Origin of the sequence: Nocardia sp. NPDC046763, from assembly GCF_040645495.1 — a bacterium.
Lineage (GTDB): Bacteria > Actinomycetota > Actinomycetes > Mycobacteriales > Mycobacteriaceae > Nocardia.
This window is the reverse complement of record NZ_JBEYYI010000010.1, coordinates 134857-157992: the sequence shown is the minus strand read 5'-3', so window position 1 is coordinate 157992 and position 23136 is coordinate 134857. Positions and strand designations below refer to the sequence as shown.

The 23136-nt window shown below is 66.0% G+C and carries 30 protein-coding genes, 1 tRNA gene, 1 other RNA gene and 1 riboswitch; of the genes, 26 read left to right on the top strand and 6 right to left on the bottom strand.

All coding sequences use genetic code 11. The features are described from left to right. Nucleotides 1-10 precede the first annotated feature (10 nt). The 17 genes from ABZ909_RS18515 to ABZ909_RS18435 all read left to right on the top strand — a co-directional run bounded on the left by ABZ909_RS18515 (nt 11) and on the right by ABZ909_RS18435 (nt 11771). Nucleotides 11-457, top strand: coding sequence for a hypothetical protein (locus ABZ909_RS18515; RefSeq protein ID WP_357000886.1), 447 nt, complete (start codon nt 11-13; stop codon nt 455-457). Nucleotides 458-495: 38 nt separating this feature from the next. Further along, the gene (locus ABZ909_RS18510) at nt 496-675 is read left to right on the top strand and encodes a hypothetical protein (protein ID WP_357000883.1); all 180 of its coding nucleotides are present in this window, start codon (nt 496-498) and stop codon (nt 673-675) included. Next, nucleotides 672-1160, top strand: coding sequence for a hypothetical protein (locus ABZ909_RS18505; RefSeq protein ID WP_357000881.1), 489 nt, complete (start codon nt 672-674; stop codon nt 1158-1160). The genes ABZ909_RS18510 and ABZ909_RS18505 overlap by 4 nt, the downstream gene beginning before the upstream one ends. Before the next feature lie 9 nt (nt 1161-1169). Next, on the top strand, nt 1170-3755 hold the full coding sequence (locus ABZ909_RS18500) for a phage tail tape measure protein (protein ID WP_357000878.1): 2586 nt from the start codon (nt 1170-1172) through the stop codon (nt 3753-3755). After that, the gene (locus tag ABZ909_RS18495) at nt 3752-5731 is read left to right on the top strand and encodes a hypothetical protein (RefSeq protein WP_357000876.1); all 1980 of its coding nucleotides are present in this window, start codon (nt 3752-3754) and stop codon (nt 5729-5731) included. Before ABZ909_RS18500 ends, ABZ909_RS18495 begins: the two co-directional genes overlap by 4 nt. A 29-nt stretch (nt 5732-5760) precedes the next feature. Next, nucleotides 5761-6285 (top strand): hypothetical protein, encoded by a 525-nt coding sequence (locus tag ABZ909_RS18490; RefSeq protein WP_357000873.1) that lies wholly within the window; start codon nt 5761-5763, stop codon nt 6283-6285. A gap of 1 nt (nt 6286) precedes the next feature. Continuing rightward, nucleotides 6287-6814 (top strand): hypothetical protein, encoded by a 528-nt coding sequence (locus ABZ909_RS18485; RefSeq protein ID WP_357000870.1) that lies wholly within the window; start codon nt 6287-6289, stop codon nt 6812-6814. 4 nt (nt 6815-6818) lie between these two features. After that, nucleotides 6819-7349, top strand: a complete 531-nt coding sequence (locus tag ABZ909_RS18480; protein WP_357000867.1) for a hypothetical protein — start codon at nt 6819-6821, stop codon at nt 7347-7349. A gap of 16 nt (nt 7350-7365) precedes the next feature. Next, nucleotides 7366-8259 (top strand): glycoside hydrolase domain-containing protein, encoded by an 894-nt coding sequence (locus ABZ909_RS18475; RefSeq protein WP_357000864.1) that lies wholly within the window; start codon nt 7366-7368, stop codon nt 8257-8259. Beyond that, nucleotides 8256-8609: a hypothetical protein gene (locus tag ABZ909_RS18470; RefSeq protein ID WP_357000861.1), complete on the top strand. Its 354-nt coding sequence runs from the start codon at nt 8256-8258 to the stop codon at nt 8607-8609. Before ABZ909_RS18475 ends, ABZ909_RS18470 begins: the two co-directional genes overlap by 4 nt. Then, complete coding sequence (locus ABZ909_RS18465) at nt 8606-9031, top strand: hypothetical protein (RefSeq protein WP_357000859.1); 426 nt, start codon at nt 8606-8608, stop codon at nt 9029-9031. The genes ABZ909_RS18470 and ABZ909_RS18465 overlap by 4 nt, the downstream gene beginning before the upstream one ends. An 8-nt stretch (nt 9032-9039) precedes the next feature. Then, nucleotides 9040-9384: a hypothetical protein gene (locus tag ABZ909_RS18460; protein ID WP_357000857.1), complete on the top strand. Its 345-nt coding sequence runs from the start codon at nt 9040-9042 to the stop codon at nt 9382-9384. Beyond that, nucleotides 9381-9698, top strand: a complete 318-nt coding sequence (locus ABZ909_RS18455) for a hypothetical protein (protein ID WP_357000854.1) — start codon at nt 9381-9383, stop codon at nt 9696-9698. The genes ABZ909_RS18460 and ABZ909_RS18455 overlap by 4 nt, the downstream gene beginning before the upstream one ends. Nucleotides 9699-9776: 78 nt before the next feature. Next, nucleotides 9777-10511 (top strand): hypothetical protein, encoded by a 735-nt coding sequence (locus ABZ909_RS18450; RefSeq protein ID WP_357000851.1) that lies wholly within the window; start codon nt 9777-9779, stop codon nt 10509-10511. Nucleotides 10512-10515: 4 nt separating this feature from the next. Next, the gene (locus ABZ909_RS18445; protein WP_357000849.1) at nt 10516-10665 is read left to right on the top strand and encodes a hypothetical protein; all 150 of its coding nucleotides are present in this window, start codon (nt 10516-10518) and stop codon (nt 10663-10665) included. Between the two features lie 3 nt (nt 10666-10668). Continuing rightward, entirely contained in the window at nt 10669-11037 is a 369-nt protein-coding gene (locus ABZ909_RS18440) for a hypothetical protein (RefSeq protein WP_357000846.1), read from the top strand. Continuing rightward, on the top strand, nt 11034-11771 hold the full coding sequence (locus ABZ909_RS18435) for a hypothetical protein (RefSeq protein ID WP_357000844.1): 738 nt from the start codon (nt 11034-11036) through the stop codon (nt 11769-11771). The genes ABZ909_RS18440 and ABZ909_RS18435 overlap by 4 nt, the downstream gene beginning before the upstream one ends. Before the next feature lie 69 nt (nt 11772-11840). On the opposite strand, the gene ABZ909_RS18430 is transcribed toward ABZ909_RS18435, so the two are convergent. Together ABZ909_RS18430 and ABZ909_RS18425 are read right to left on the bottom strand one after the other, a co-directional pair. Next, on the bottom strand, nt 11841-12233 hold the full coding sequence (locus tag ABZ909_RS18430) for a hypothetical protein (RefSeq protein ID WP_357000841.1): 393 nt from the start codon (nt 12231-12233) through the stop codon (nt 11841-11843). Between the two features lie 393 nt (nt 12234-12626). After that, entirely contained in the window at nt 12627-12938 is a 312-nt protein-coding gene (locus ABZ909_RS18425; RefSeq protein WP_357000838.1) for a hypothetical protein, read from the bottom strand. A 147-nt stretch (nt 12939-13085) separates the two neighbouring features. Here ABZ909_RS18425 and ABZ909_RS18420 point away from each other — a divergent pair, with 147 nt between their 5' ends. Both ABZ909_RS18420 and ABZ909_RS18415 read left to right on the top strand, forming a co-directional pair. Then, a complete protein-coding gene (locus tag ABZ909_RS18420; RefSeq protein ID WP_357000835.1) occupies nt 13086-13799 on the top strand; it encodes a helix-turn-helix transcriptional regulator in 714 nt (237 codons plus the stop codon). Between the two features lie 3 nt (nt 13800-13802). Further along, on the top strand, nt 13803-14132 hold the full coding sequence (locus ABZ909_RS18415; protein ID WP_083868508.1) for a DUF296 domain-containing protein: 330 nt from the start codon (nt 13803-13805) through the stop codon (nt 14130-14132). 65 nt (nt 14133-14197) lie between these two features. Here the strand turns inward: ABZ909_RS18415 and ABZ909_RS18410 are convergent, their stop codons facing one another. The 3 genes from ABZ909_RS18410 to ABZ909_RS18400 form a co-directional block, all read right to left on the bottom strand. Beyond that, on the bottom strand, nt 14198-15610 hold the full coding sequence (locus tag ABZ909_RS18410; protein WP_357000831.1) for a site-specific integrase: 1413 nt from the start codon (nt 15608-15610) through the stop codon (nt 14198-14200). Between the two features lie 150 nt (nt 15611-15760). Then, a tRNA-Ser gene (locus ABZ909_RS18405) sits at nt 15761-15849 on the bottom strand. Nucleotides 15850-15903: 54 nt separating this feature from the next. Next, nucleotides 15904-16974, bottom strand: a complete 1071-nt coding sequence (locus tag ABZ909_RS18400) for a hypothetical protein (RefSeq protein ID WP_357000829.1) — start codon at nt 16972-16974, stop codon at nt 15904-15906. 99 nt (nt 16975-17073) lie between these two features. Between ABZ909_RS18400 and ffs the strand changes: the two genes are divergently transcribed. Together ffs and ABZ909_RS18390 are read left to right on the top strand one after the other, a co-directional pair. Further along, nucleotides 17074-17168: signal recognition particle sRNA small type (gene ffs / locus ABZ909_RS18395), an RNA gene on the top strand. A gap of 140 nt (nt 17169-17308) precedes the next feature. Beyond that, a complete protein-coding gene (locus tag ABZ909_RS18390) occupies nt 17309-18616 on the top strand; it encodes an aminotransferase class I/II-fold pyridoxal phosphate-dependent enzyme (RefSeq protein WP_357000826.1) in 1308 nt (435 codons plus the stop codon). Between the two features lie 166 nt (nt 18617-18782). On the opposite strand, the gene ABZ909_RS18385 is transcribed toward ABZ909_RS18390, so the two are convergent. Then, nucleotides 18783-19637, bottom strand: a complete 855-nt coding sequence (locus ABZ909_RS18385) for a methyltransferase domain-containing protein (protein WP_357000823.1) — start codon at nt 19635-19637, stop codon at nt 18783-18785. A 79-nt stretch (nt 19638-19716) separates the two neighbouring features. Here ABZ909_RS18385 and ABZ909_RS18380 point away from each other — a divergent pair, with 79 nt between their 5' ends. The 5 genes from ABZ909_RS18380 (at nt 19717) to ABZ909_RS18360 (ending at nt 22938) form a co-directional block, all read left to right on the top strand. Further along, the gene (locus tag ABZ909_RS18380) at nt 19717-20292 is read left to right on the top strand and encodes an HhH-GPD-type base excision DNA repair protein (RefSeq protein WP_357001204.1); all 576 of its coding nucleotides are present in this window, start codon (nt 19717-19719) and stop codon (nt 20290-20292) included. A 117-nt stretch (nt 20293-20409) separates the two neighbouring features. Beyond that, nucleotides 20410-21105 (top strand): hypothetical protein, encoded by a 696-nt coding sequence (locus ABZ909_RS18375; protein ID WP_357000821.1) that lies wholly within the window; start codon nt 20410-20412, stop codon nt 21103-21105. 159 nt (nt 21106-21264) lie between these two features. Next, nucleotides 21265-21987 carry a hypothetical protein gene (locus ABZ909_RS18370; RefSeq protein WP_357000818.1) on the top strand — a complete coding sequence of 241 codons (723 nt, stop codon included), beginning with the start codon at nt 21265-21267 and terminating at the stop codon, nt 21985-21987. 138 nt (nt 21988-22125) lie between these two features. After that, nucleotides 22126-22248 (top strand): hypothetical protein, encoded by a 123-nt coding sequence (locus ABZ909_RS18365; protein WP_357001218.1) that lies wholly within the window; start codon nt 22126-22128, stop codon nt 22246-22248. A 141-nt stretch (nt 22249-22389) separates the two neighbouring features. Beyond that, complete coding sequence (locus ABZ909_RS18360; RefSeq protein ID WP_357000815.1) at nt 22390-22938, top strand: flavin reductase family protein; 549 nt, start codon at nt 22390-22392, stop codon at nt 22936-22938. Nucleotides 22939-23040: 102 nt separating this feature from the next. Next, nucleotides 23041-23133: riboswitch (SAM riboswitch) on the top strand. Nucleotides 23134-23136 lie beyond the last annotated feature (3 nt).

Below are 23136 nucleotides of genomic sequence, written 5' to 3'. Positions count from 1 at the left end.
GGGAATTCGAATGGCGACGCGTGTCGAGCTGCCCGCCGGACAGTGGGCCGAGCTGTACGAACCGACCCAACTGCCCGAGGGGCGGCGGCGGCGATTGAAGATCGCGCAAATGCGGATGGGATCGATCCCGAGTTTCCGCGAGGCGATCCGCTCCGGCCGATTCGAGGACGTCGCCGGCATCGACGCCAAGGCGGCGATCGAGTTCGTTGACCCGGCCGACATGGAACAGGTCATGTCGCTGTCGATGGAAATCGAGGACACCGCGATCCTCGCCTACGTGCGCGCCTGGTCGGCGGGCCCGACCGTCGACGCCGTGACCCTGCTGGAACTGCCCGGCGAGGTCTATGACGCTCTCAAGGATCACGTCGGGGCGCTGACCAAGGGCGGCAGCGCGCACGAGCTCGACACTGCACCGAATCCGGATCCGGCATCCCCTATCGAGCCCTCGATCGTCTGAGGCAGGCGATCGAGGGTGCCGATGTCGGGGCGTGGGAGTTGCCCGAGTGGGCGCAGACCGCGACCCGGCGGCATCGGTTGCTGTCGCTCGGGGTGAGCGTCACCGAGCAGGAACAGTTGCCCGCCTACGAGCTCGACGCGCTGCTCGCTGTGGACGACGTGATTAACCGAGTGCAGTCCGACCGGATCGACCGCGCGAAATCGGAGGCCACACCATGAGTTTCGAGGCATCACTCCGCTCGGACTTGACTCGCTGGATCGAGGCCAAGGCCGAAATGGATGTGCTCGTGGACAGGGCGAGCATGTGGGCACTGCGCGAGGCCGGTCGCCAGGTCAAACGCGAGGCCCGCAAACTCGCACCGGTTTACGGCGGCACGACCAAGTCGGTCGCGATCGGATCCCGGCGCGGGTTCAATGTCACCACCGGCCCGCGCAATGCCGAGGGCAAGCGGGGCTACAAGTACGTCGAGGGCGTGCAGCCCGGCTTGCTTCAGAGCTCGATCAGCCCGAGCCGCAGGCTCAAGAAACGCGGCGAGCACGACTATCGCCTCTCGGTCGGTCCGCGCGGCGGGCACGTGCACCTGTATTCGGGCAAGCAAGAGGGCCGCGTCGGCTATATGGAGGCGGGCCGCGCCGCGGCATCTGGCCGCTTTCAAACCATCTTCGAGACCGCGCAGCGAAATGTGCTGCGCAAGTACGGATAGGGGGCAGCCGTGAGCATTCCCGTCATGGTCAGCCTCGACGCCGTTGCGGGTGGATTCTTCTCCGTGCTCGGCCAGGCTGGAACGTCGCTGACCAAGCTCGGTGACGATTCGGAAATGGCTGCGGCCAAGCTCAAGAAGATCGGCACGGCGGTCGCGATCGGCGTGACTGCGGCCGCCGCGACTATCGCCGTGAAAACTGCTGAGATGGCAGCAGATTGGGAATCGGCGGTTACGCACCTGGTGACCGATGACGGCGAGCTGCGCGAGAACATGAAGATGGTCTCCGACGGCATGCTCGACGTCGCCCAGAAGACCGGGACCTCGGCCATGGCACTCCAGGACGCCATGAAGCCGATCGAGTCCTCGGGCTATCACGGTGCCGACGCGCTCAACGTGCTCAAGGTGGCGGCCGAGGGGGCGAAGGTCGGCAATGCCCAGCTGACCACGGTCACCGACGCCATGACCTCGATCATGGCGTCGTTCGGCTATAAGGCCCAGGACGCGACGGGCGTGATGAACGCGCTCGTCGAGACCGTCAAGAACGGCAAGATCCGCATGGAGGACCTCGCGGGCGCGATCGGCAATGTCGCGCCGGCCGCCGCGACCGCCCACATCGGCCTCGAACAGGTGCTCGGCGCGATGACGACCATGACCTCGCAGGGCACCGACGCGAGCAAGGCTGGCACCTACCTGCGTCAAACCATCACCGCCCTGTCCGCGCCATCAGCGAAGGCAGCCACGGAGATGCGAGGTCTCGGGATCGACGTGTTCGACCTGCAGCAGCACCTCGGCGACCGCGGCCTGACCGGAACCCTGAAAATCCTGTCCGACGCCATCGCCTCGCACGCGGGCCCCGACGGGGCGGTCCTGGTCGAGACATTCAAGAAGTCCAAGAACGCCACCTCGGATTTTCAGAAGATCCTCGCGAACCTGCCGCCCGAGAGTCAGACCGCGCTGCAGGCCATGGCCGACATGATGGGTGGCGCGAAGTCCATGCAAGCCGCGCTCGAGCTCACGGGTCCGGCCGCCGACCACTTCAACACCGCTGTCCAAAACATCGGGAATTCGCTGCACGGGTCGGGCAGCGACGTGCAGGACTGGGCCGAGATCCAGGAAACGGCCAAGCAGAAGATGGAGGAGGTCAAGGCCACCGTCAACGCCCTCGGAATCAAGCTCGGCGAGCACCTGCTCCCGGCCGTGAAGAAGGTCGCCGACGCATTCCTGTCCAGCGTCGAGTTTTTCGAGAAGCACAAGACCGCCGCCGAGGTGCTGATCGGTGTGATCGGCGTGGGCCTGGTCCTCGCGTTCGGCATGGCCGCCGCGGCGGCATGGAGTTTCGCGGCCGCGATGTGGGCGACCGGCATTCCCGAGATCGTGCTCGCCATCGTCGCCGCGATCGTCGTGATCGTCATCATCGTCATTTGGGTCAAAGACCATTGGCGGCAGGCGTGGGAGGACATCAAGCAGTGGGCCAAGGACGCCGCCGACTGGATCGTCGGCGCATGGAATTGGCTGTATGACAAGGCATCTGACATCTGGCAGGGCATCGTCGATTGGATCAAAGGCGTCTGGAACGGTCTCACCTCATGGGTCTCGGGCGCGTGGCATACCGTGACCGACCCGATCGTGAACGGATTCCATTGGCTCTGGGACCATATCGTTTCCATTTGGAACGGCATCAAAGGATTCTTCGAGCAGTGGTGGCCGCTGCTGCTGGTCATCTTCGCGACGCCGGTCGCGATCATCATCGCCCTGTGGAACCACTTCCACAATGCGATCATGGGTGCGGTCCATTTCGTGTGGAACGCGATCAAGGGCTTTCTGTCGACCATCTGGGACGGAATCACCTCGGCCGCCCAGGGCGCGTGGGATCTATTCAGCCGCTATGTGATTCAGCCCGTCCAAGCCTTGTGGGGCTTCCTCGTCACCATCTGGAACGGGGCCGTGGCGTTCCTGTCCGGCATCTGGTCGAGCATCACCTCGGCCGTGTCCGACGCGTGGAACTCGATCTACGACACCGTCTCGAATCTGCTCAACTCGATTTGGACCGTGATCACCACCATCGGCGAGGACATCTGGCAGGCGATCAAAGCGCCATTCGTAACCGCCTGGAACGCGATCAAGGACATGGTCGGTGAGTTCATGGACCTCGGCAAGAACATCGTCGATGGCGTGATTCAGGGCGTCGAAAACGCAGGGGGCGCACTGATTCAGAAATTGAAGGACCTCGCCCACTCCGCGCTCAACGCCGCAAAATCGTTCCTCGGCATCAGCTCACCGTCGAGGATGTTCGCCGACGAGGTCGGTCAGTGGATCCCGCACGGCATTGCCGAGGGCATCACCGCGCACGCCGGGGTTGTTGGCAACGCGATCACTGCGGCCACCGATGCGCGCGGCTTGCGGCTGGGCCCGGGCCCGATCGGTGGTCTGAGTGCCGGCGGATTCGGCGCGGCGCCGGGTGGCATCGCGCTCACGGTCCAGTTCCAGGGCCCGTTCTACGGACAGGGCGGCGTCGAGCAGGCCGCCGCAGATATCCGTGATGCGCTGCTGCGCTTGCAAGTTCGCACGCCCCTCGGGTTCAAGGCGACGGCATGACGACCAACCCGAATTGGCCGAGCATCGCGGTCCAAGTGCAGTTCTCGGGCTCGACCTGGACCGATATTGCGGGGCGGGTGCAGAAGATCGACGCGAAGCGCGGGCGGCAGTATGAGCTGACCCGCGCGCAGGCCGGATCGCTGACGCTGACCGTCGACAATAGCGACGGCGCGCTCGACCCGACCAACACCGCGAGCCCCTATTACCCGAATGTCATTCTGTACCGGCCGATTCGGGTGCAGGCCACATGGGCGGGCGTGACCTCGACGCTGTGGAGCGGGTTTGTCGAGCGGTGGCCGCAGGAATGGGGCGAGGCGGGCAACCATCAGATGACAACGGTTGTGGCCGTGGACATTCTGGCTGCGCTCGCGCAGAAGAAGTTCGACGAGCACCTGACCGGCGAGCTGATCAACCAGCTCGGGCCTACCTATTGGTGGCCGTTGGAGCGGTCGACCGCGGCCTATCAGACTCCCGAGCGGGTCGGCGGTGTATGGAACGGGCGCGTGCTCACCTACGGCGGCAATCAACAGGTGCAGGTCGGCAGCGGCAACGGGCTCACCGGCTCACCGGGCGCGGGAGGCCTCGAGGGCGCGTCGATCGCTGTATTCACCCCGCAAATGGTCGGTTCGAACGTGGCGACGAACGCCTCGATCATCCGCCTCTACAGCACGGTGAACGGGCAGGCTCTCGCGTTCCCGGCGACGCCATGGACGCTGACGCTGACCCTGCAAACGAATCAGCGCTCGACCAGCAACGGCCCGGCCGTCTTCCTGGCCTTCGAGGATTCCGGCGCGGGCAATCAGTACCTGCGATTCGCGGTCGACCCCTACGGCTTCCTGTTCATCTGGGCCCGCGATTCGAACGGCTCGTCGTATTCGACCTCGTGGGGTGTGCAGCTGGGCGACGGCTCACCGCACGTGCTGTCGATCGAGCTGTCGGGTACAAACCCGGTGCTGTATTTCAGCGTCGACGGCGGCGGCTACGGCACCGTGTCGAGCGGCAATCCGTCGGGCTGGCAGTTCACGAACCTTGTCGACCTCAACCTCGGCGCGCAGTGGCCGCGGAACTCGGCCGCGGACGCCGCCCTGTTCTACGCCTATGGCGGCCTGCTGGGGCATGTCGCCTGGTTCGGCGGGCACAACTATGTCACCGCCGGCACTTTCTCCGGCGCGACCAGCTACCCGGCCCGAGCCGTGAAGGGCCTCGGTGGCGACGACACCTCGGCCCGGATCGCCAACATCATGTCCGTCGCAGGGCGCGGCTCGTCGTTCACCTCGCTCGGCACCGGAGACGCCACCCTCGAGAGCGCCGTGATCGGCGGCAAGGACGCCGCGGGCGCGATCCTCGAAACCAACGATTGGGAGAACGGCACCCTGTTCGTGCGCGGCGACGGTCAAATCGTGTTCGCGCCGAGGCGATCTCGCTACAAGCCGGTCAGTGCCTATACCCTCGGCGCGGGGACGAGTTACCCGCTCACGGTCCTCGCCCTGGACTACGACACGACCAAGCTCGCCAACGTGGTCAGCGTCGACCGGCGCGGCGGCATCAATACCATCACGACCAACTCGGCGTCGGTCTCGACGTACGGCACCTGGACCAAGCAGGTCAGTTCGACCGGGCTGGCCGACGACAATCAGTCCTACGCCCTGGGCCAATATCTCGCGGGCCGCTACAGCGCACCAGCCACCCGAATCAGCAAGGCCGCGCTCGATCCAGCGGGCAATCCGTCCTTGTGGCCGCTCATCGCGGGATCGTCTTCACTGGAGATCAATTCGTGTGTGACTGTGCAGCATTCGCCGCTCGCTGGGCACGCGGTCACCCTTCAATGCTGGGTCGAGTCAATCAATTACCAGATCAGCCCGGACCAGTTCGTCGTGTCCATGGATCTCTCACCCACCGACGCACGCACGTGGCTAACGCTCGACGATGCCACGAACGGACACCTTGACACGCCCCCGATCTTGCTGAGTTTCTGAAAGGTGCTGTGATGGCGGTAATTCCGGTCATGCCCTCATTCACTGCGGGTAACTTCGTCAAGGCCGCGGACCTCAATGCGTTGCGCGACGGGATCAACCTGCTCACGACCGGCATGCCGCACGCGTTCGCGCGCCAGGCCCTCACCACGACCAGCGTGCAGCCGAACACGTGGACGACCATCGTGTTCGACACGACCGAGGTCGACGTCGATGACGGGTGGGGGAGCAGCGGCGTCTACACCTGCGCGACTCCCGGTTGGTATTTCGTCACGGCGTCGGTGTGCTGGGCGAACCCCACGAACAGCACCTCGGGCAACCGCGGAACCCGGATCGTGGTCAACAACACCGCGGTTACCGGGGTCTCGCTGCTACCCGCGGCGACCTCGATCGTCACCGGCGGCTCGCTGGCGCGCATGGTCAAACTCGCGTTCGGCGATCAGCTCCAGGTGCAGGCGTTCCAGGACACCGGCGCGGCGATCACCACGATCGTCAACTACGCGGCCGGACGCAGCGAGGTCAGCTTCTGCGATATCGCGTTCTTCGCGGCGGCCTGACATGTCGACCATCCCCGTACAGCCCTCGTGGGTGGTGGGCCAGCAGGTCAACGCCGCCGCCCTGAACGCGATCCCGAACGGCCTCGCCTGGCTCTATCAGTCCCGGCCCGTGTGCACCGTGCGGGCGGCGAGCTCGCTGACGACCAGCCTGCCCAACCAGACATGGACAACCGTGCAGATGAACACCGTCGACGCCGACACCGATAGCGGATTCTCCACGAGCACAAGCCTTTACACCTGCGCGACGGCCGGTTGGTACTTCGTCATGGGGTGCGGAGTTTTCCAAACCCCCGCGTCGAACACCGGCAGCCGAGCAATCCGGTTCGCACTCAACGGCAACCCCGTCGCTGGAATCGCCGCGCACCCGCCGAGTAACTACAACGCTGGTGTCTCGCTGCAACGCACCGTCTACATGGGCCGCGGCGACACACTCGCGCTTCAAGCCTTCCAGGACTGCGGCAGCACGATCAGCACCGGCGCCAATGGCACCGAGTACCCGTTCATGTCCCTGTTCTTCTACGGAGCGTGATGCGATGCCCGCGCCGCCTACTCAGCACACCTACGCGACCGCCGAGGTCGTCACGGCCGCCAACCTGAACACGCACCCCCAGGGCATCACGTGGCAGCTCCGGAACAAGCCGCAGATGCTCGCCCGGCAGGTCTCGGCGACCACCTCGATACCGAACAACGCATGGACCATCGTCAAAATGGACACGGTCGATATCGACACCGAGACCGGATACTCCACCAGCACAGGCAAATACACGTGCAAGGTCGCGGGCTGGCACTACATCACGGCCAACATCGTTTTTGCCGCGAACAGCACCGGCGACCGCGGTGTTCACATCGTGACGTCCTTCGGGAACATCACCGGCGTCGAGCTCGCCCCGGCGTCGAACCTGAACACCGGCCTGAATTTCGCGGTCATGATCCGCTTGAACATCGGCGACACCGTGTGGTGCGAGGCGATCCAGACGAGCGGCGCGGCCTTGTCGACCAGCACGAACTACGCCAGCGGCCGCGCCGAGGCGTCATTCCTCGACATCATGTACCTCCGATTCTGAAAGGTCCGGTGCTGCAATGAAACTCGGATTGGATTACGCGGGCGGCCGCCCCGCCCCGCAGGCCATCGCAGACGCCGGATACGCATTCGTCGTCCGCTACCTCTGCGACGGCGGCCCCGACTTGCCCGGCAAGCTGCTCACCCCTGAGGAGGCATGCGGGCTGCGTGCGGCCGGTGTCTCGATCGTGTCGAACTGGGAGACGACGGCCGAGCGGATGCTCGACGGCTACGCGGCCGGGGCCGATGACGCCCGCGCCGCACTGGCACAGGCCCAAGCCTGCGGCGCACCGGCCGGACGCCCGGTCTACTTCTCGGCGGATTTCGATGCCGCGCCCGAGCAACAGCCCGCCATCGACGACTACCTCCGCGGCGCGGCCAGCGTGCTCGGCCCGGACTGCGTCGGCATCTACGGCGGATTCTGGCCCGTCTCCCGGGCCCTCGACGCCGGGACCGCACGTTGGGGCTGGCAGACCGACGCATGGTCGGGCGGGCAGCTCGACCCCCGCTGTGCCATTCACCAGCGCATCGAACAGGCCACCGTCGATGGCGTCAGCTGCGACGTGAACGAGACCCAGGTCGACGACTTCGGGCAATGGGATCACCAACAACAGGAGGCACCTGTGACCGCTCCCGGTATTCCGCCCGTCCCGCCGCCCCCGCCCGGCGAGCCCCTCAGCGTCGAGTACTTCCTCGGATTCATGAACAACGTCGTCAGCGACGGCAAAGACGCGCGCCAGCAGCTCACCGGCTCACGGGATCTCATGCGCAGCGCGGACGGCACGGTCGACGTGGCCGCGTCGTTCCCGGGCTGGCCTCAGCTCGGCGGCCGCACAATCGTCGACGCCGTCGCTGCTATCGGCGCACACCTGGGCCTGCCCGGCTTCGCCGATCCGAAAGCGGGGCACCAGTGATCAACGTCGAGAAGTACGCGAAGGCGGTCGAGGGCGCGCTCGGCATGGCCACCATGGTCGGCGCGGGCGTCCTGCAGTCGACCGCCGGCACTCTGCCGGGCCCGTGGCTGACCGCCGCGCAATCGGCGATCGCCACGATCACCGTTTGGCGAATCTGGCTTGTGCGCGAAGAACCGGCCATCGACGCCGCCGCGGCTGAGGCCGAGCAACTTGTTGCCGCGGCCCAAGGCTTCAACGGCCACAGCATCATCGAATCTCGACGCCCCCTCACTGCGGACGAACTCGCCGCGCTGCGCCGCACTGTGCGCCCGGCCGAGTCCGCGCACAATCCGCCGGGGGTGCAGCCATGATGTCCGCGATCCTGACGACCCTGCTCGGCGGCGCGGTCGGATCCGGCACGACGGTCGGATTCAGCCACCTCGCCGGAAAGCGGCGCGAACGCGCCGAGGTGGGCCTCGCCAACGCCGGGGCCGAGGCCCACCGGACCCAAACCGCTATCTCGTGGTCGGACGCGGCCGAGCGCCGCCTCGAGGAGGCCGAGAAACGCCTCGAACACTCCGACCAACGGATCGAGCAACTCGAGGCCGAACAGGCGCAATTCCGTAGCGAGCAAGCCGAATTCCGGGTCGAACAGACCCGCCTCGAGGGCCTGCTCGGCGACGCCCTCGACGCGATCCGCGAATTCATCGCCATCGTGGGCCGCGCCGGACTGCAATCCGCCCCGCTGACCGAGCGACTACGCGCCGAACTGGCGCGCCGCGCACAGGGATAGGGGCGACCGTGGCACCGATTGTGGCCGGGCAGACGCCGACACACCTGATCGTCGTGCTCAACCCTGGGTCGTTTTGGTCGTTCACTGTGAACAGCTCGAACCCCAACGGGACCGCCTATATGTGGCCCGTTGGGTCGACCGCGAAGATCAATCTCGTCAATAATGATGTGACGCCAGCATTTTCGGTCACGTGGGCGGGCGCGATCACGGGCTCTCAGATCGTGTTCACCGCGACGGCGACGCAGTGCGATGCGGTGCCGGACGGATCGATGTGCGAGCTCTATACCGACGCATCGGGCAACGGCACACAGCCGATGCTGCAAATGTCGGGGCGGGTGGTGCGCCGGTCATGACGAGCCCGATTGTCCTCACGGTCGCGCCGCCTTCGTCGGTTTCGATGGTCGCCGCTCCGCCACCGGCGACCACATTCGTTGCCGTGCCAGGAGTTCCGGGCCCCCAGGGCTCGACCGGTGGCAGCGGCTACGTCTGGACCCAGACCGTCGCGCAGGCGTCCTGGACGGTCAATCACACTCTCGGCCGCCTGCCGCTGGCCGTCATGGTCACCGTCGGCGGCCTGCCGGTCCTCACCGACATCGTCGCTCTCACCGCGACCCAAGTCGTCGTGCAATTCGCTACGCCGCAGACCGGCACCGTCTCACTCGTCTAGGAGTCCAGCATGTCTCTGTCAGTTCTGAATGGGTTGAACCTCAACAGCACTCGCATCAGCAACGTTCTGGACCCGTCGGTGTCCAGCGACGCCGCGACCAAGAACTACGTCGACGCCGCGATTCGCGGCCTGTCCTGGCACACCCCCGTACGCGTGGCCACCTCGACGAACACGACGCTATCGTCGCCGGGCACGAGCATCGACGGCGTGACCCTCGCCAACGGCGACCGCGTGCTCTTGTTCGGCCAATCGACCCAATCGCAAAACGGGCTGTGGGTATTCAACGGCAGCGCCGCCGCGATGACGCGACCGACCGACTACGCCTCGGCCGCAACGATTTCCCCGATCGCCGTCGCGGTCTCGGTCGAGGCGGGTACCACCAACGGCGACAAGATCTATTTGCTCTACACCTCGGCCAACGCCAACCCGCAACAGGTCGTTGTCGACACCGACGCAACCACCTGGAACACGGTCGCGGGCGGCGGCGCGACCTACACCGCAGGCAACGGCATCAACATCACCTCGAATGTGGTGAGCGCCGTTGCGGGCACCGGCATCACGGTCAACGGCTCGGGCATCAACGTCAATACCTCGGTCGTCGTGCAGAAGTACACGACCACCCTCTCGACGTCGTCGACGAGCTACACGATCACGCACAACCTCGGCACGCAGTACGTACAGACGACCGTGTTCAACCTGTCGACCGGGGCCGTCGTCTACCCGGACGTCGCCAACACGAACACCACGACCACGACGATTACGTTCGCCAGCGCACCCACTGCGGGCACCTACGGCGTCGTCTGCATGGGGTGAACCGATGGCACTCGCAGCAGTCAACGGCGTCAACGCCAACGGCAACAAGGTCACCAGCGTCGCCGATCCGACCACCTCGACCGACGCCGCAACCAAGAACTACGTCGACACCACCGCGAGGCCCGCCGCGCTCGCGCTCGTACTGGGAGGCTGACCGATGGCAGGCGCGGACGTTCTTCACGCGGCGACGATTTCGCCGCTGGTGCTCCAGTCCGGACAGCTCGGCACGACCGCGGACGCCACGATCTACACCGCGGCGGCGAGCACCTCGGTCAAGATCACGACCGCGGTCGTCTGCAACACGACCGGCTCGGCCGCGACGGTCTCGGTCGGTGTCTGCAAGGCCGGCCAGACCGCCGGCGCGGCGAACCGCGTTGTGTCCGGCTACAGCCTCGCCGCAGGCGACTCGCTGAGCCTGTCGGCCTATTTGAATGGTGCGATGCTCGGGCCCGGCGATTTCATCACCGCCTACGCCGGTACCGCCTCGGCGGTCAATCTCATCATCACGGGGATCGTGAACGCGTGATCGAGGCGAAGTCGCTGCTCGCGGGCCGCGCGCGCACGCTCGCGAATCTGCATGCAACGGCGCATGTTTGGGATGCGGCGCTCGCGGGGTACCGCGATCACTTCCCGGACCTCACCCGGTACGCCACCTATCGCGAGGACTTCAACGGTGGCGCGGGGTCCGGATGGGGTCCGAACTTCCGTCTCGACGTCAATACGCCGCAGGTCAGCAACAACGCCGCCCAGCCCGGCAATCTGCCGAGCAACTCAGGGACTACGGCGTTTTGGGGTACGTACACCGGCGGCAGCAACGGCGGCGCGATGTACACCGACAATGTGCTGATTACGGCGTCGCTCATCACGCCGATGTACTCGACCGCCAGCAACATGAATTGCTCGATCGTCCTGCGTAGCCCTGACACCTTCACCGGGTCTGGCACAACGATGGTCGTTATCAACACCACGACCGGCAACGGGTCGGCGATCTACACCTACAGCGGGTCGACGGGTACCGCGCGGGCCACGACGTCGACCAGCGTCACAGCCGGGGCCCTGTTGCAATGCGGTGCGGTCGGCAACCATTACGCTGCATTCGTCGGCGGCATACCCCTCATTTCGTGGGACGACACGACTGGAGTCGTGAAATGCGGGGCAGGGCAACGCCGGTGGGGAATCGAGATGGAAGCTAACTATCCGCTGTTCCAGCAGCAGTTCGACTCGCTGGCGATAGATTGGGTCACAGCGGTCGACCTGTGATCTGCGGCGGTGTAACGCAATACGGCCCGCCCTCACCTGGTGAGGGCGGGCCGTATTCGCGTGTCCAGGTCAGGCAGCCCGGCCGAACTGGTCCCACCCGAGATGGGCCTCGACCGCCCGTTTGGTCGCGCGCTTCCAATTCTGGATCTTGACTAAGCGCACGATCATCCAGATGTCGGCCGCCAGGAACAGCACGAGACCCAGCGGCGGCAACACGATCACCAGAATCAGGGAAACCACTATCGCCGCCCCGGCCCACTTGACCGGCGTCGTCAACGCGGCGGGTGTCTTCGGCATCGGCACGGCCTCGCGGGTGCGAGCTACACCGGCATGCACCCCGAACCCGGTGCCACCGCCGAGGCTGGCCCCGGAGTACGTGGTCGACGATTCGTGCGGCCGGTTCGGCAGCGCGGCGAGAAATTCCGGATCGAGTTCGGACCGGTCCGGGCGGTGGTGCGTCATGCTGTCCCTCTCGTTGATGGAGCCGGGTACGAACACTGCTGCTGAGATATCACGGAATATCGCTGACTGTTAGCCGTCGCGGTCACGTTGGCACGCAGTGTCGGCGTATTTGGCATGACATGGAAAGACCCCCGGTGCAAGCGGGGGGACTCCAGTAGGTTTGCGGCGCAACTGAAGAGGCACCTGCCGGGGGCCTTCCTGTGGAGCAGCACGGGGATAGGGTTGCCGGCGCTGCATCATCATGTCCTGAATGCTGTCTCTGTACGCACCTCCCTTCGAGATCCCGAGCATCGAAGTGGCCTAGTTCTCCCCGCAGTGTTCATCGGCGCGGCCATACCGCCCATATCAGGACCAGTACGCACAGCCCGATTGCGAAAGTCAGTCCGAGACAGGTCATTTCCGGCCCTCGTGCATGGCGAGCGCCCAGCGGGCGAAGCTCATCCGCGGTAGCACGACCTCGACGTCGACGAGCGACAGGAGCGCGTTCAGCATGAGCGGGTCGAGGTGTTCTGGGCGCGGAATGATCAGGGCGTCGACGTCGGCCTCGCGCACTACGTCGACGAGCGGAATCGTCAGAACCTCGGGCGCCCACTCCAGTTGGTAGCCGAGATGGCGGGCGAGTCGTCGAATCTGAGGCCGATCCCAATCTGGCGTTTCCGTCACGCCAATGTCGAGCCATCCCAATGCTGTTGGCTTATTTCGCATGGCTAGTCCCGTCGCCGATCGGACGTCGGGCCGCCAGGGAATTCGAAAGGGGGCCGTCAACACCCCGGCGGCTCGACGTAGGAGTAGCGTCCTGCACATCCGGCAACCGCCGAGGTCTACTCGCGTCTACTTCTTTCGGGAGTCGCCGTGATCAGGGGGCATCAACTCAGGGAGCTGCGTCGGTCGGCGCGGCTCAGCCTCGACGCCTTCGCGTTGAGGTGCTATCTGTCCAAGTCGTACATCGGCCTGGTCGAGACCGGCCGAAAGCCTGTGACCGAGACTGTCATTGGCGAATATGAACGAGTTCTAGGCGTACGCCTGTCCGGCGGGCATGATGACGATGTGAATCGTCGGATGTTTTTCGGTGCCGTCGCCCTCGCTGCTACCAACGCGTCATTGATCGGCGACCTCGGCGCATCCCTGTCCGGCGGTGATCCGGGCCCGCTGGCGTCCGTGCAGACATCGAACTCGCTAGACCATGCCATTGCCGCGACCGTCGACCGTCCGGTGTGGCGAAAGCTGGCGCGTTGGTCCGTCGGCGAATCCAGTGCCATTACCCGCGTGAACGCCCTCGGGATCGTCGCCAAGGCTCCAGGACAATCACTCGGGCAGCACGTCGCGACCGTGCTCGAGCACGACGAGGCTGTGCGCGACCTCTACCTCGCCGCAGTCGCCGCGCGCGTCCTCGGCGTTGAGCACACCACGGCCGCCTCCTACGTCGCAGACCCGGCCCGGCTGCCCGCCGTGCATCTCGCCGCACAACGCTTCGCGAGCGAAGCGATTGCGCCGAACGATGCCGGGGCTCGTTGGTGCGCGGCTACGATGCTGGCGCGTATGGCTCCCCACATCGGAAGGCGTTGAGAGATGCAGGTTTTCGAGATCAAGAACGGCGAGCTGATCAGCGAGCTTGAGGCACAGATTCGCGAGGCCGGTATCACCGATGCCGCGATCGTGTCCCTCATCGGTGCCGCTGATGAATTCACCATCTCCACGATGCCGGCGCACGACGCGAGCGCGGACATCGTCAACCGGTACGTTCTGCCCGCCGAGATGCACGGTTGCGGCGAGGTGCGTGATGGAAAGGTCCACCTGCACGCCACGATGGCCGTGCAGGGCGACCGCGCGGTCGCTGGACACCTGCATGCCGCTGTCATCGGCGAGTGGTTCGGCCGGGCATATGTGATTCCGGCCTAACGCCTCAGGCCTCAAAAGCGACGAGGGCCGCCCGGTCGGGCGGCCCTCCTGTTCTGATTGGTTCGCTACTTCACGCGGAACAAGGTGCGCAGTCTGGAGAGCTTGATATCCGCTGCCCCGCCGTGCTCCGATGCCTCGACGACCTCGGAGAGCAGTTCGCGTACCTCGTCGTCGGTCGGGCCGTCCCACCAGTAGAGCTTCCAGTCCTGCCACTCGCACCGTTCGCCGTTCTGCGCCACCCGCTCGAACTCGACCGTCCGGCCGATCCGGTCGGACAGCCATACCGAGAGAGCACGCACATCGAACGGGCCGGGGAACCGGAAACGCGCGCCGGTGCTCGGCTCGTCCGGCGAAGGGCCGGCGGGCACGTCTGCCGCGATCGCGCCGGGCAGATTGGCGGCGACCATGGCCGCGGCGGCAGTCGCCGACCGGCGATCGAAATGCCCGTATCTGTCGACGGTGGTCGTGATGCTCTCGTGCCCGAGGTGTGCCTGAACGACGTGCGGTACCGCGCCGCCGATCAGCATCCACGACGCGCAGGTGTGGCGGAGGTCGTGAATCCGAGGCCGCTTCCCGTGCAGGGGATCCCGGGCGTCGTGGTGGATCGCGTCGAGCGTGGGCACCCAGACACCTTTGTAGAAGCTGCTGATCTGGATCGGATTCCCGTCGTCGTTGACGAACAGGAACTCTGAGCGCTTGCGCCCGGCGAGCGGCAGCTCGGCGACGAGACCCGCGTCGAGGTTCAAATACCGATTCGAGCGCTTGGTCTTCGGCGCGCCGAGGATTCGCTTGCCCCCGGTGTACTTCCATGCCCGGTGCACGTGCACGGTGCACTGCACAGGGTTGACGTCGCCGACGCGCAGCGCGGTTGTCTCGCCCCACCGAGTGCCGGCGGCGACCATGAATTTCACGAGCAGTCGCCAGCGCTCGGGAATCTCGCGGTACAGCGCGGCAAATTCGTCGGCGTCCAAGAAACACATCTCTGCAGCCGTGGTTTCGGGGAGCTGAGTATCGGTGCACGGGTTTGTGGTCAGGATGGATTTCTTGACCAGCGACGCGCAGAAAGCGAACGCGAAGCCATGCTTATTCGCTATGGTCTTCGCGCTGTTGCCGACTTCCAGCTGTAGCCAGTTGACCCACCGGGAGACCCCGAGCTCGCCGAGCGCGGAGGACGGAATATCTCCAAAGAACGGCAGCAGGTCGTTACGCATGAATGCGCGGTACCGCTTGCGCGTGCCTTCCTCGATTCCGGTGAGATGGGCGATGTATTCCTCACCCGCGACCGAAAGTGGCGGTGCGCCGGTGCCCTTGGCACCTCGCTCGCCGTCGAGCAGTTTCAGGAATTCATCCGGTCCGACCGCGTCGAGAATCTCTTGCCAGCGGGCCGCGGCGGTCGCGTCCTCGAAGGTTTCGGAGGTCTGTTTGCCGTGGTGGCGGAAGCGAAGTTGATAGCAGGGCTTGCCCTGGCTGGTTCGCATGCGAAGCGAAGACATATGGCGGGCTCTCTCGGGTTGGGGTTCTCCGTAGGAGCCCCGCCGACATCCCCTCAGATGTCCCGAGTGTGGACCGCTGGTGTGGACGAGCCCCGGTCGGATCTGGCGAAAACCAGATCCGACCAGGGCTGATCCTGGCGGAGGATAGGGGATTTGAACCCCTGAGGGCTGTTAACCCAACCCGCGTTCCAGGCGAGCGCCATAGGCCACTAGGCGAATCCTCCGCCGAGCAATATACCGGGTGCCCCCCTGGTGGAAGCAAATGCCGTGGTCGGCGGCTACTTCTTCTTCAGATTGTCGAGGGCCTTCCGGGCCTGGTCCTTGCAGACCTGAGCGATCTCGTCCTTGCTGACGTCCTGGCCCTTGGCCATGCGCAGCCGGATGTTGACCTTGACCGACGCGTTGTCGTCCTTGACCGCGACCGTGTAGTCGGTGGTGGTCCAGTAGGTCCAGTCGTCGACCTTGGCCGACCAGTAGCCCGCCTCGCCGATGCCGTTCACGTCGCCGGCGGTGCGGCCGCTGCCGGTGGTGCCCGTGTCGGACGTCTTCCAGGTGTCGTATTCGGGCCGATTGTAGGCGGTCGACGAGCCGCTCAGGAAGGACACGTCGAGGGTGAGGTCGGCGGTGTTGGTGGTGTACTTGTCGGTCTTGCTGGCCTCTTCATTGCCGGCGCGGCATTCGAAGCGCCCGCCCGAGTAGTCGGTGGGTTTGGTCTCGGAGTGCTCGGGGGCGCCCTTGGAGGTGGGCACCCACTTGCTGAGCACCGAGGTGTCGATCACACTGCAGCCGTTGGTGACACCGTCCATCGTGTACTTGCCGGCGTTCTTCTTCTTGTCGTCGCTCAGCGGCGAGGGGCCGTCGCCGCCGGAGAGGGCGACCGCGCCGATGATGACGCCGACGATCACCACCAGGCCGATGACACCGCCGACGATCCAGCCGGTCTTGTTGCCGCCCGAGCGGGGCGGCTGTGCCGGGTAGCCGTAGGCGGGCGCGATCGGCGGGGTCGAAGGCGGCGGGGTGTACTGCTGCTGCGGGAAGCCGCCGGACATCGGCTGCTGCGCATAGCCCCCGGGGGCCGCCTGCTGCGGGTAACCGCCCGACACCGGCTGCTGCGGGAATCCACCCGACGCCGCCGGGTAGCCGCCGGAGGGCTGGCCGGTCGAAAGCGGCTGGGCGGGCGGCGTGTACGGCGGCATGCCGGCGGCGTTGTAGTTGAGCATGGTCGGGTCCGCGCCCTGGACCGGTTGGCCGGCGTCGGTTCCGGTAGGCGGGGTGGCCCACCACTGCGCGGTCTCCTGGGCTTTCGCCGGGTCGTGCGGCCCACCCGATCCTGGATCGGAACTCGTCATCTTGTCTTTCCCCTCCGGAATTTCGCGGGGGACCCCGCTTATCGCAGGCATCGTATCGACCCCGTGCCGCACGGGGCGCGGTGAGCCGCTACACTGGCCGACGGATCCAGCGCGGCGCGCATCCTGTGAACTCCCCCAGGGCCGGAAGGCAGCAAGGGTCAACGGGCTCTGCCGGGTGCGCTGGGTCCCCTTCTATTTTCGGGGCCCGGTCGCGTGGCGGCGGAACTGTATATATCCCTGCCGAATCGGAGCGGCTTCCTAGTAACGTGGTCGGTTGGGTTCGCGGTGCGCGCAACCCTGGACAAACATCCCACGCCATTGGAAAGGCTGTCAGATGCCTCGGCAGACGCAATTCGGTTTGATGAGCCATGCGGAACTCGTGACGGAACACGAGACGCAGACCGCGAACTACGCGAAGCTCAAGACCGAGAAGCTGACGCTGGACATTACGAGGGGAAAGCCCTCGCCCGAGCAGCTGGACCTTTCGCAGGAACTCCTCGAGCTGCCGGGCACCGCCGACTACCGCGACGCCAACGGCACCGATGTGCGCAATTACGGTGGCCTGCACGGCCTGCCGGAGCTGCGCGCCATCTTCGCCGAGCTGCTCGGCATTCCGGTGTCGAACCTGCTCGCCGGCAACAACGCCAGCCTGGAGATCATGCACGACCTGCTGGTGTTCTCGATGCTGCACGGCACCGCGGATTCGGTGCGCCGCTGGGCGGACGAGCCGGTGCTCAAGTTCCTGTGCCCGGTGCCGGGTTACGACCGGCACTTCGCCATCACCGAGTCGCTGGGCTTCGAGATGATCCCGATCCCGATGCAGGGTGACGGCCCGGACACCCACCTGATCGCGGAGCTGGTGGCCTCGGACCCCAGCATCAAGGGTCTGTGGGCGGTGCCGAACTACTCCAACCCGACCGGCGTCACCTTCTCCGAAGCCGTTACCCGCGAACTGGTTTCGATGCCGACGGCCGCGCCGGACTTCCGCCTGTTCTGGGACAACGCCTACGCGGTGCACCCGCTCACCGACACCGCGGAGCCGGTGCTGGACGTGCTGGGCCTGGCTGAGGCGGCAGGGCACCCGAACCGCCCGTTCGTGCTGGCCTCCACCTCGAAGATCACCTTCGCGGGTGCGGGCGTGAGCTTCTTCGGCTCGTCGACCGCCAACCTGGAGTGGTACCTGAAGCACCTGGGCAAGAAGACCATCGGCCCGGACAAGGTGAACCAGCTGCGGCACCTGCGCTTCTTCGGGGACGCCGAGGGCGTGCGGGCGCACATGCAGAAGCACCGCGCCATCCTGGAGCCGAAATTCAAGCTGGTGCTGCGGATCCTGGAGGACCGGCTGGGCGCCTCGAAGGTGGCGTCCTGGACCGAGCCCAAGGGCGGCTACTTCATCAGCCTGGACGTGCTGGAGGGCACCGCGAGCAAGGTGGTGGCGCTGGCCAAGGACGCGGGCATCGCGCTGACCCCCGCCGGATCGTCCTATCCGTACGGAAAGGACCCGGAGGACAAGAACATTCGCATCGCGCCCAGCTTCCCGTCCGAGGGTGAGCTGGAGAAGGCGATGGACGGCCTGGCCACCTGTGTGCTGCTGGCCGCGTCCGAGAAGCTCATGAGCTCCCACGCCTCCTCGAGCCTTTAGCGGGCGGCTCGGGTGCCGTGACCAGTCGGCAACCCGTGTCGGCGGTTGGGCGCCACTACCATTTCGGGGGTCCCCGGCGAGTTACCCTCGCGCCCCGAAATCAGTTGTTGCGAAGCATTTTCTCGCATTGGGCGCGCACCGAATCGGTGCGCGCCCAAGAGGTTTCTCAGCGCGGCTTGTGGGCCAGCACCGCGAAGATGGTCACCGACAGGTGGATGTCGCCGCTGGCGGCACCGGCCTCGAGGTCGGCGAGCAGCTGGTCGCGCTGGCGCTCCGTAATCGCGCTGCGTGCGACGGCCCGGTCCGCCACCCGGGCCACGAGTGCGCCCGCGCCGATGCGGCCGTCCTGCACCAACGCGTGCGAGCCGATGTCGTCGACGACCAGCCCGGCCTTGGTGAGCTGACCCGCCAGCCGGCGGCCCGCGTAGGGATTGGTGGTGCCCGCGATCATGGTCTCGATGACCTCGTGCACGACGTGCCGGTCGCCGGGATGCACGATGGCTGTGCCCCAGTCGCTGTCCATGACCACCACGCGCCCGCCGGGACGCAGCACCCGGGCGATCTCCCCGGCGGCCCGGGCGGGTGCGGTGAGGTGCTGGAAGACGCGCTCGCACAGTGCCACGTCGAAGCTCTCACTGCCGACGGGCAGACCGTAGGCGTCACCGCTGATGAATTTGGCGGCGGATCCGGCCTGGGCGGCGCGGCGTTCGGCGGCGCTCAGCAGGTGCGGGTCGGGTTCGACGCCGAGCGCGGTGCCGGTGGGGCCGACCAGGTCGGCGAAGGTCAGTACCTCCGACCCGGAACCGGACCCGATGTCGACGGCGCTCTCGCCGGTCCGGGTGGCCAGGGCCTCGTGGACCCAGGCGCGCAGGCTCCGGATGCCCGGCAGCGCTGCCTGTAGATCGTGAACGTCGACGAGCTGGTCTTGTCCATCGCGGTCGAAACGGTCCGGTCGCAGTCCGGACCCAGCGGCAGGGTGCGCCGCGGCTCGCACTGAAGAATTAGCCATGGTGTCGGGCATGGCCGAAGCCTAGTCCTTCGGAGGGCATAGCGTGACCCGCGTCACCGCGACCCGGGATGAATGGGATGATCGATACATGGTGAGCCGCACGCTGTGTATTGCGCAGGAATCCGATGCCGACGAGCTGCTTTCGACCGATGATTTCGCCTTGTTGGTCGGAATGATGCTGGATCAGCAGTTTCCGATGGAGCACGCATTCCGCGGCCCGTGGAAACTCGCCGACCGCATGGGCGGGTTCGATATTCACAAGATCGCCGCCGCCGATCCCGAGGAATTCGAGGAGCTGGCCGCGACCCCGCCGGCCATCCACCGCTACGGCCGGTCCATGGGCCGACGCGTGCAGGAGCTGGCTCGATTCATCGTGGAGAACTATGACGGCACGACCGCGGCGCTGTGGACCGAGGGTGATCCGGATGGCAAGGAAATCCTGAAGCGGCTGAAGAAGCTGCCGGGTTTCGGAGATCAGAAGGCCCGGATCTTCCTGGCGCTCCTGGGTAAACAGGGCGGTCTGACCGCCAAGGGTTGGCGCGAGGCCGCGGGCGCGTACGGTGAGGACGGTTCCCGCCGCTCGGTCGCCGATGTCACCGACGCCGAATCTCTCACGCAGGTACGGGAATTCAAGAAGCAGGCGAAGGCCGCCGCCAAGGCAAAGTAAACGATGTCCAGTTCGTCTGGATCGAATCAAGCTGGTTTTTAACCTCCAGAAACCTGGGAGGTTGCTTAATGCTTGCCGCCGACAGTTCAGTTCGTCGCAGTGGGAAGCAGTACCAGCATGAAGATGAGGAAATTCGCCGGAATCGCGGCATTGACGATCGCGGCGACCGGCGTGACGGCCGGAACCGCCTATGCCGGCCCGGCCGAGGTCGATGGCGGCGCGATCAATTACACGGCCCAGACCACCGATGCCGGCACGGTCATTCGGACCGACGCCGGTTCGATCGTGGTCGATGACGGCGCTTTGAAGATCAAGGCCGCCGATGGAACCACCGTCGCGGGCACGGAATTGAAATTCCGTGTCGACGAATTCGAATTCCCGATCGCGGCGCAAGTCAGCGACCGCACGGCCACCCTGACGCCGCAGCTCGATGTGGACCACGCGGTCTACAAGCCGGTCGCGCTGCCGTACGAGGACCAGGCCCCCTGGAAGACCCAGTACGACCGTGAGCAGGCCGCCTGGAACCGCCTGCGCGACACCATCGGCGTGGGCGCGACGGTGGGCACGCTGGTCGGCGGCCTCGGCGGCGCGGCGCTGGGCTGCGTTGCGGGTATCGGTGTCGGCCTGGTAGCCACCGGTGCGCTGGCCACGCTGTTCGGCGCGGGTCCGCTCGCGGGCTGCGTGGTCGGTGCGGCCACCGTCGGCTTCCTGGGTACCATCGCCGGTCAGTTGTTCGTGACGGCTCCGGTCGCGATTGCCGCTGCGGTGCAATACTTCACGACTATCAATCAGCCCTTCACGCCTGCTAAATAGGAAATTTCGGCAACCGATGGGCAAAGGTTCACCGGCAAGGAACCGACCTGCCACGTGGCGTTTGTAAAAGCCGGTTTCTATCACAGCGTCCCAGGGGTTACACCTGACCTTGTTCCCCTGGGACGCATCCGCTCATCACAAGAGGAATCCCGAATACACATGCGTCTCAAGAATTTCGCCGCAGTGTCTGCGCTCGTGGTCGCGGCACTGGGTGTCACCGCCGGCACCGTGAACGCCGCGCCCGCCGCCGATGACAACGCGCCGATCAACTACACCGCCACCAACTCCGAGACCAACACCGTCATCCGCACCGACGGTGGTTCGATGGTCGTCGAGAACGGCAACTTCGAGATCAAGGCCGCCAACGGCAACATCATCGCCGGCATGCCGCTCAAGGTGCAGGTGGACGACTTCACCTTCCCGATCGCCGCGGAGATCTCGGACCGCACCGCGACCCTGACCCCGCAGTACGACATGGACCACGCGGTCTACACCCCGCAGAACGTCAAGGACGTTGCCCTGCCGTACGAGGACCAGGCTCCGTGGAAGTCGGACTACGACCGTGAGCAGGCCGCCTTCAACCGCATGAAGGACACCATCTCCACCGGTGCCACCATCGCCACCCTGGTCGGTGGCCTGAGTGCCGCGGCCGTCGGCTGCGTCCTCGGCTTCGGTGTCGCGGGCCTCGCTTCGGCTCCGCTGGCCGCCCTGTTCGGCGCGGGCCCGATCATCGGCTGCCTCGTCGGCGCCGCCACCGTCGGCTTCCTGGGCACCATCGCCGGTCAGCTGTTCATCACGGCGCCGGTCGCGATCGCCGCCGCGATCCAGTACTTCTCCACCGTCAACGAGCCGCACATCACCGCTCCGGCTCCGGCCAAGTAAGAGCGCGGTTCTATAAGAGCGAGGGGCTCTATAGGCATCAGCGAATACCTCATCGGGACAGCCCGTTCGGCCGTATGGCCGGGCGGGTTTCCCATTTTCAACGGTGCGCTGCGCCAGGCTCGCTCGGCTGCATCCTGGGTGCGGATCGGCTTCCTGGGCACCATCGCCGGTCAGCTGTTCGTGACCGCGCCGGTCGCCATTGCCGCCGCCTACAACTACTTCGTCACCATCAACCAGCCGCACATCGAGGCGCCGAAGTAACAATCGCGAGGATCCCGACCAGCGTCCGGTGCCTGCCGGGCGGGGTTTCGCATTGTCCCGCAACAGGACCGCGGCCGCCGACTTGCAATCGAGGTGAATGCAATCCTGTTGCGGCGCGTACGCCGGTGCTGGAGTGGGGTAATGGGCGAGCTGACCTCGATTCACGGCGCGGCCGCCGCGCTCACTCCGGTCGACGGGACCGATCTGCGGCGGACCTTTTCGCACTTTCCCAGCGGGGTGGTGGCCGTGTGCGCACGCCTTGGCGGGACACCATATGGCCTGGTGGCGAGCACCTTCGTGCCGGTCTCCCTGGACCCGCCGCTGGTGTCGATCTGCATTCAGTATTCGTCGGAGACCTGGCCGCGGTTGGAGCAGGCGAGTCGTTTGGGCCTGAGCCTGCTGAGCAGCGAGCAGGAGCCGGCGGCGCGTGGGCTGAGCTCGCGGCGCGGGGACCGCTTCCGCAATGTCGACCTGCATGCCGGGAACGGGAACGCGGTGTTCGTAGCCGGGGCCACGGCGTGGCTGGAAACCTCGGTGCACGAGCAGGTTCCGGCCGGTGATCACGCGGTGGTATTGCTGCGGGTGCACCGGCTCGGCACCCACCCCGATTCCGAGCCGCTGGTCTTCCACCGCAGCGGTTTCCGCGCCCTCTACGACCCGGCCCCGGAGCGCGACGAGGAAGCGGGCTGATCTCCCCGTTTCCACCGGAATTCAGGAAAAGGGCTGTCATGCAATTGAATTCACGTTGATCCGGACCGGCGACATGCGCAGCCGGAATTCGTAGTGTCGTCTACACCATCCAGAGCGATCGAGAGACCCGGCTCGCAGACATCGCAGCAACCCCCGCGCACGTGGTGCGGGTGCTTCCGCCGGGACCGATGGAGGACG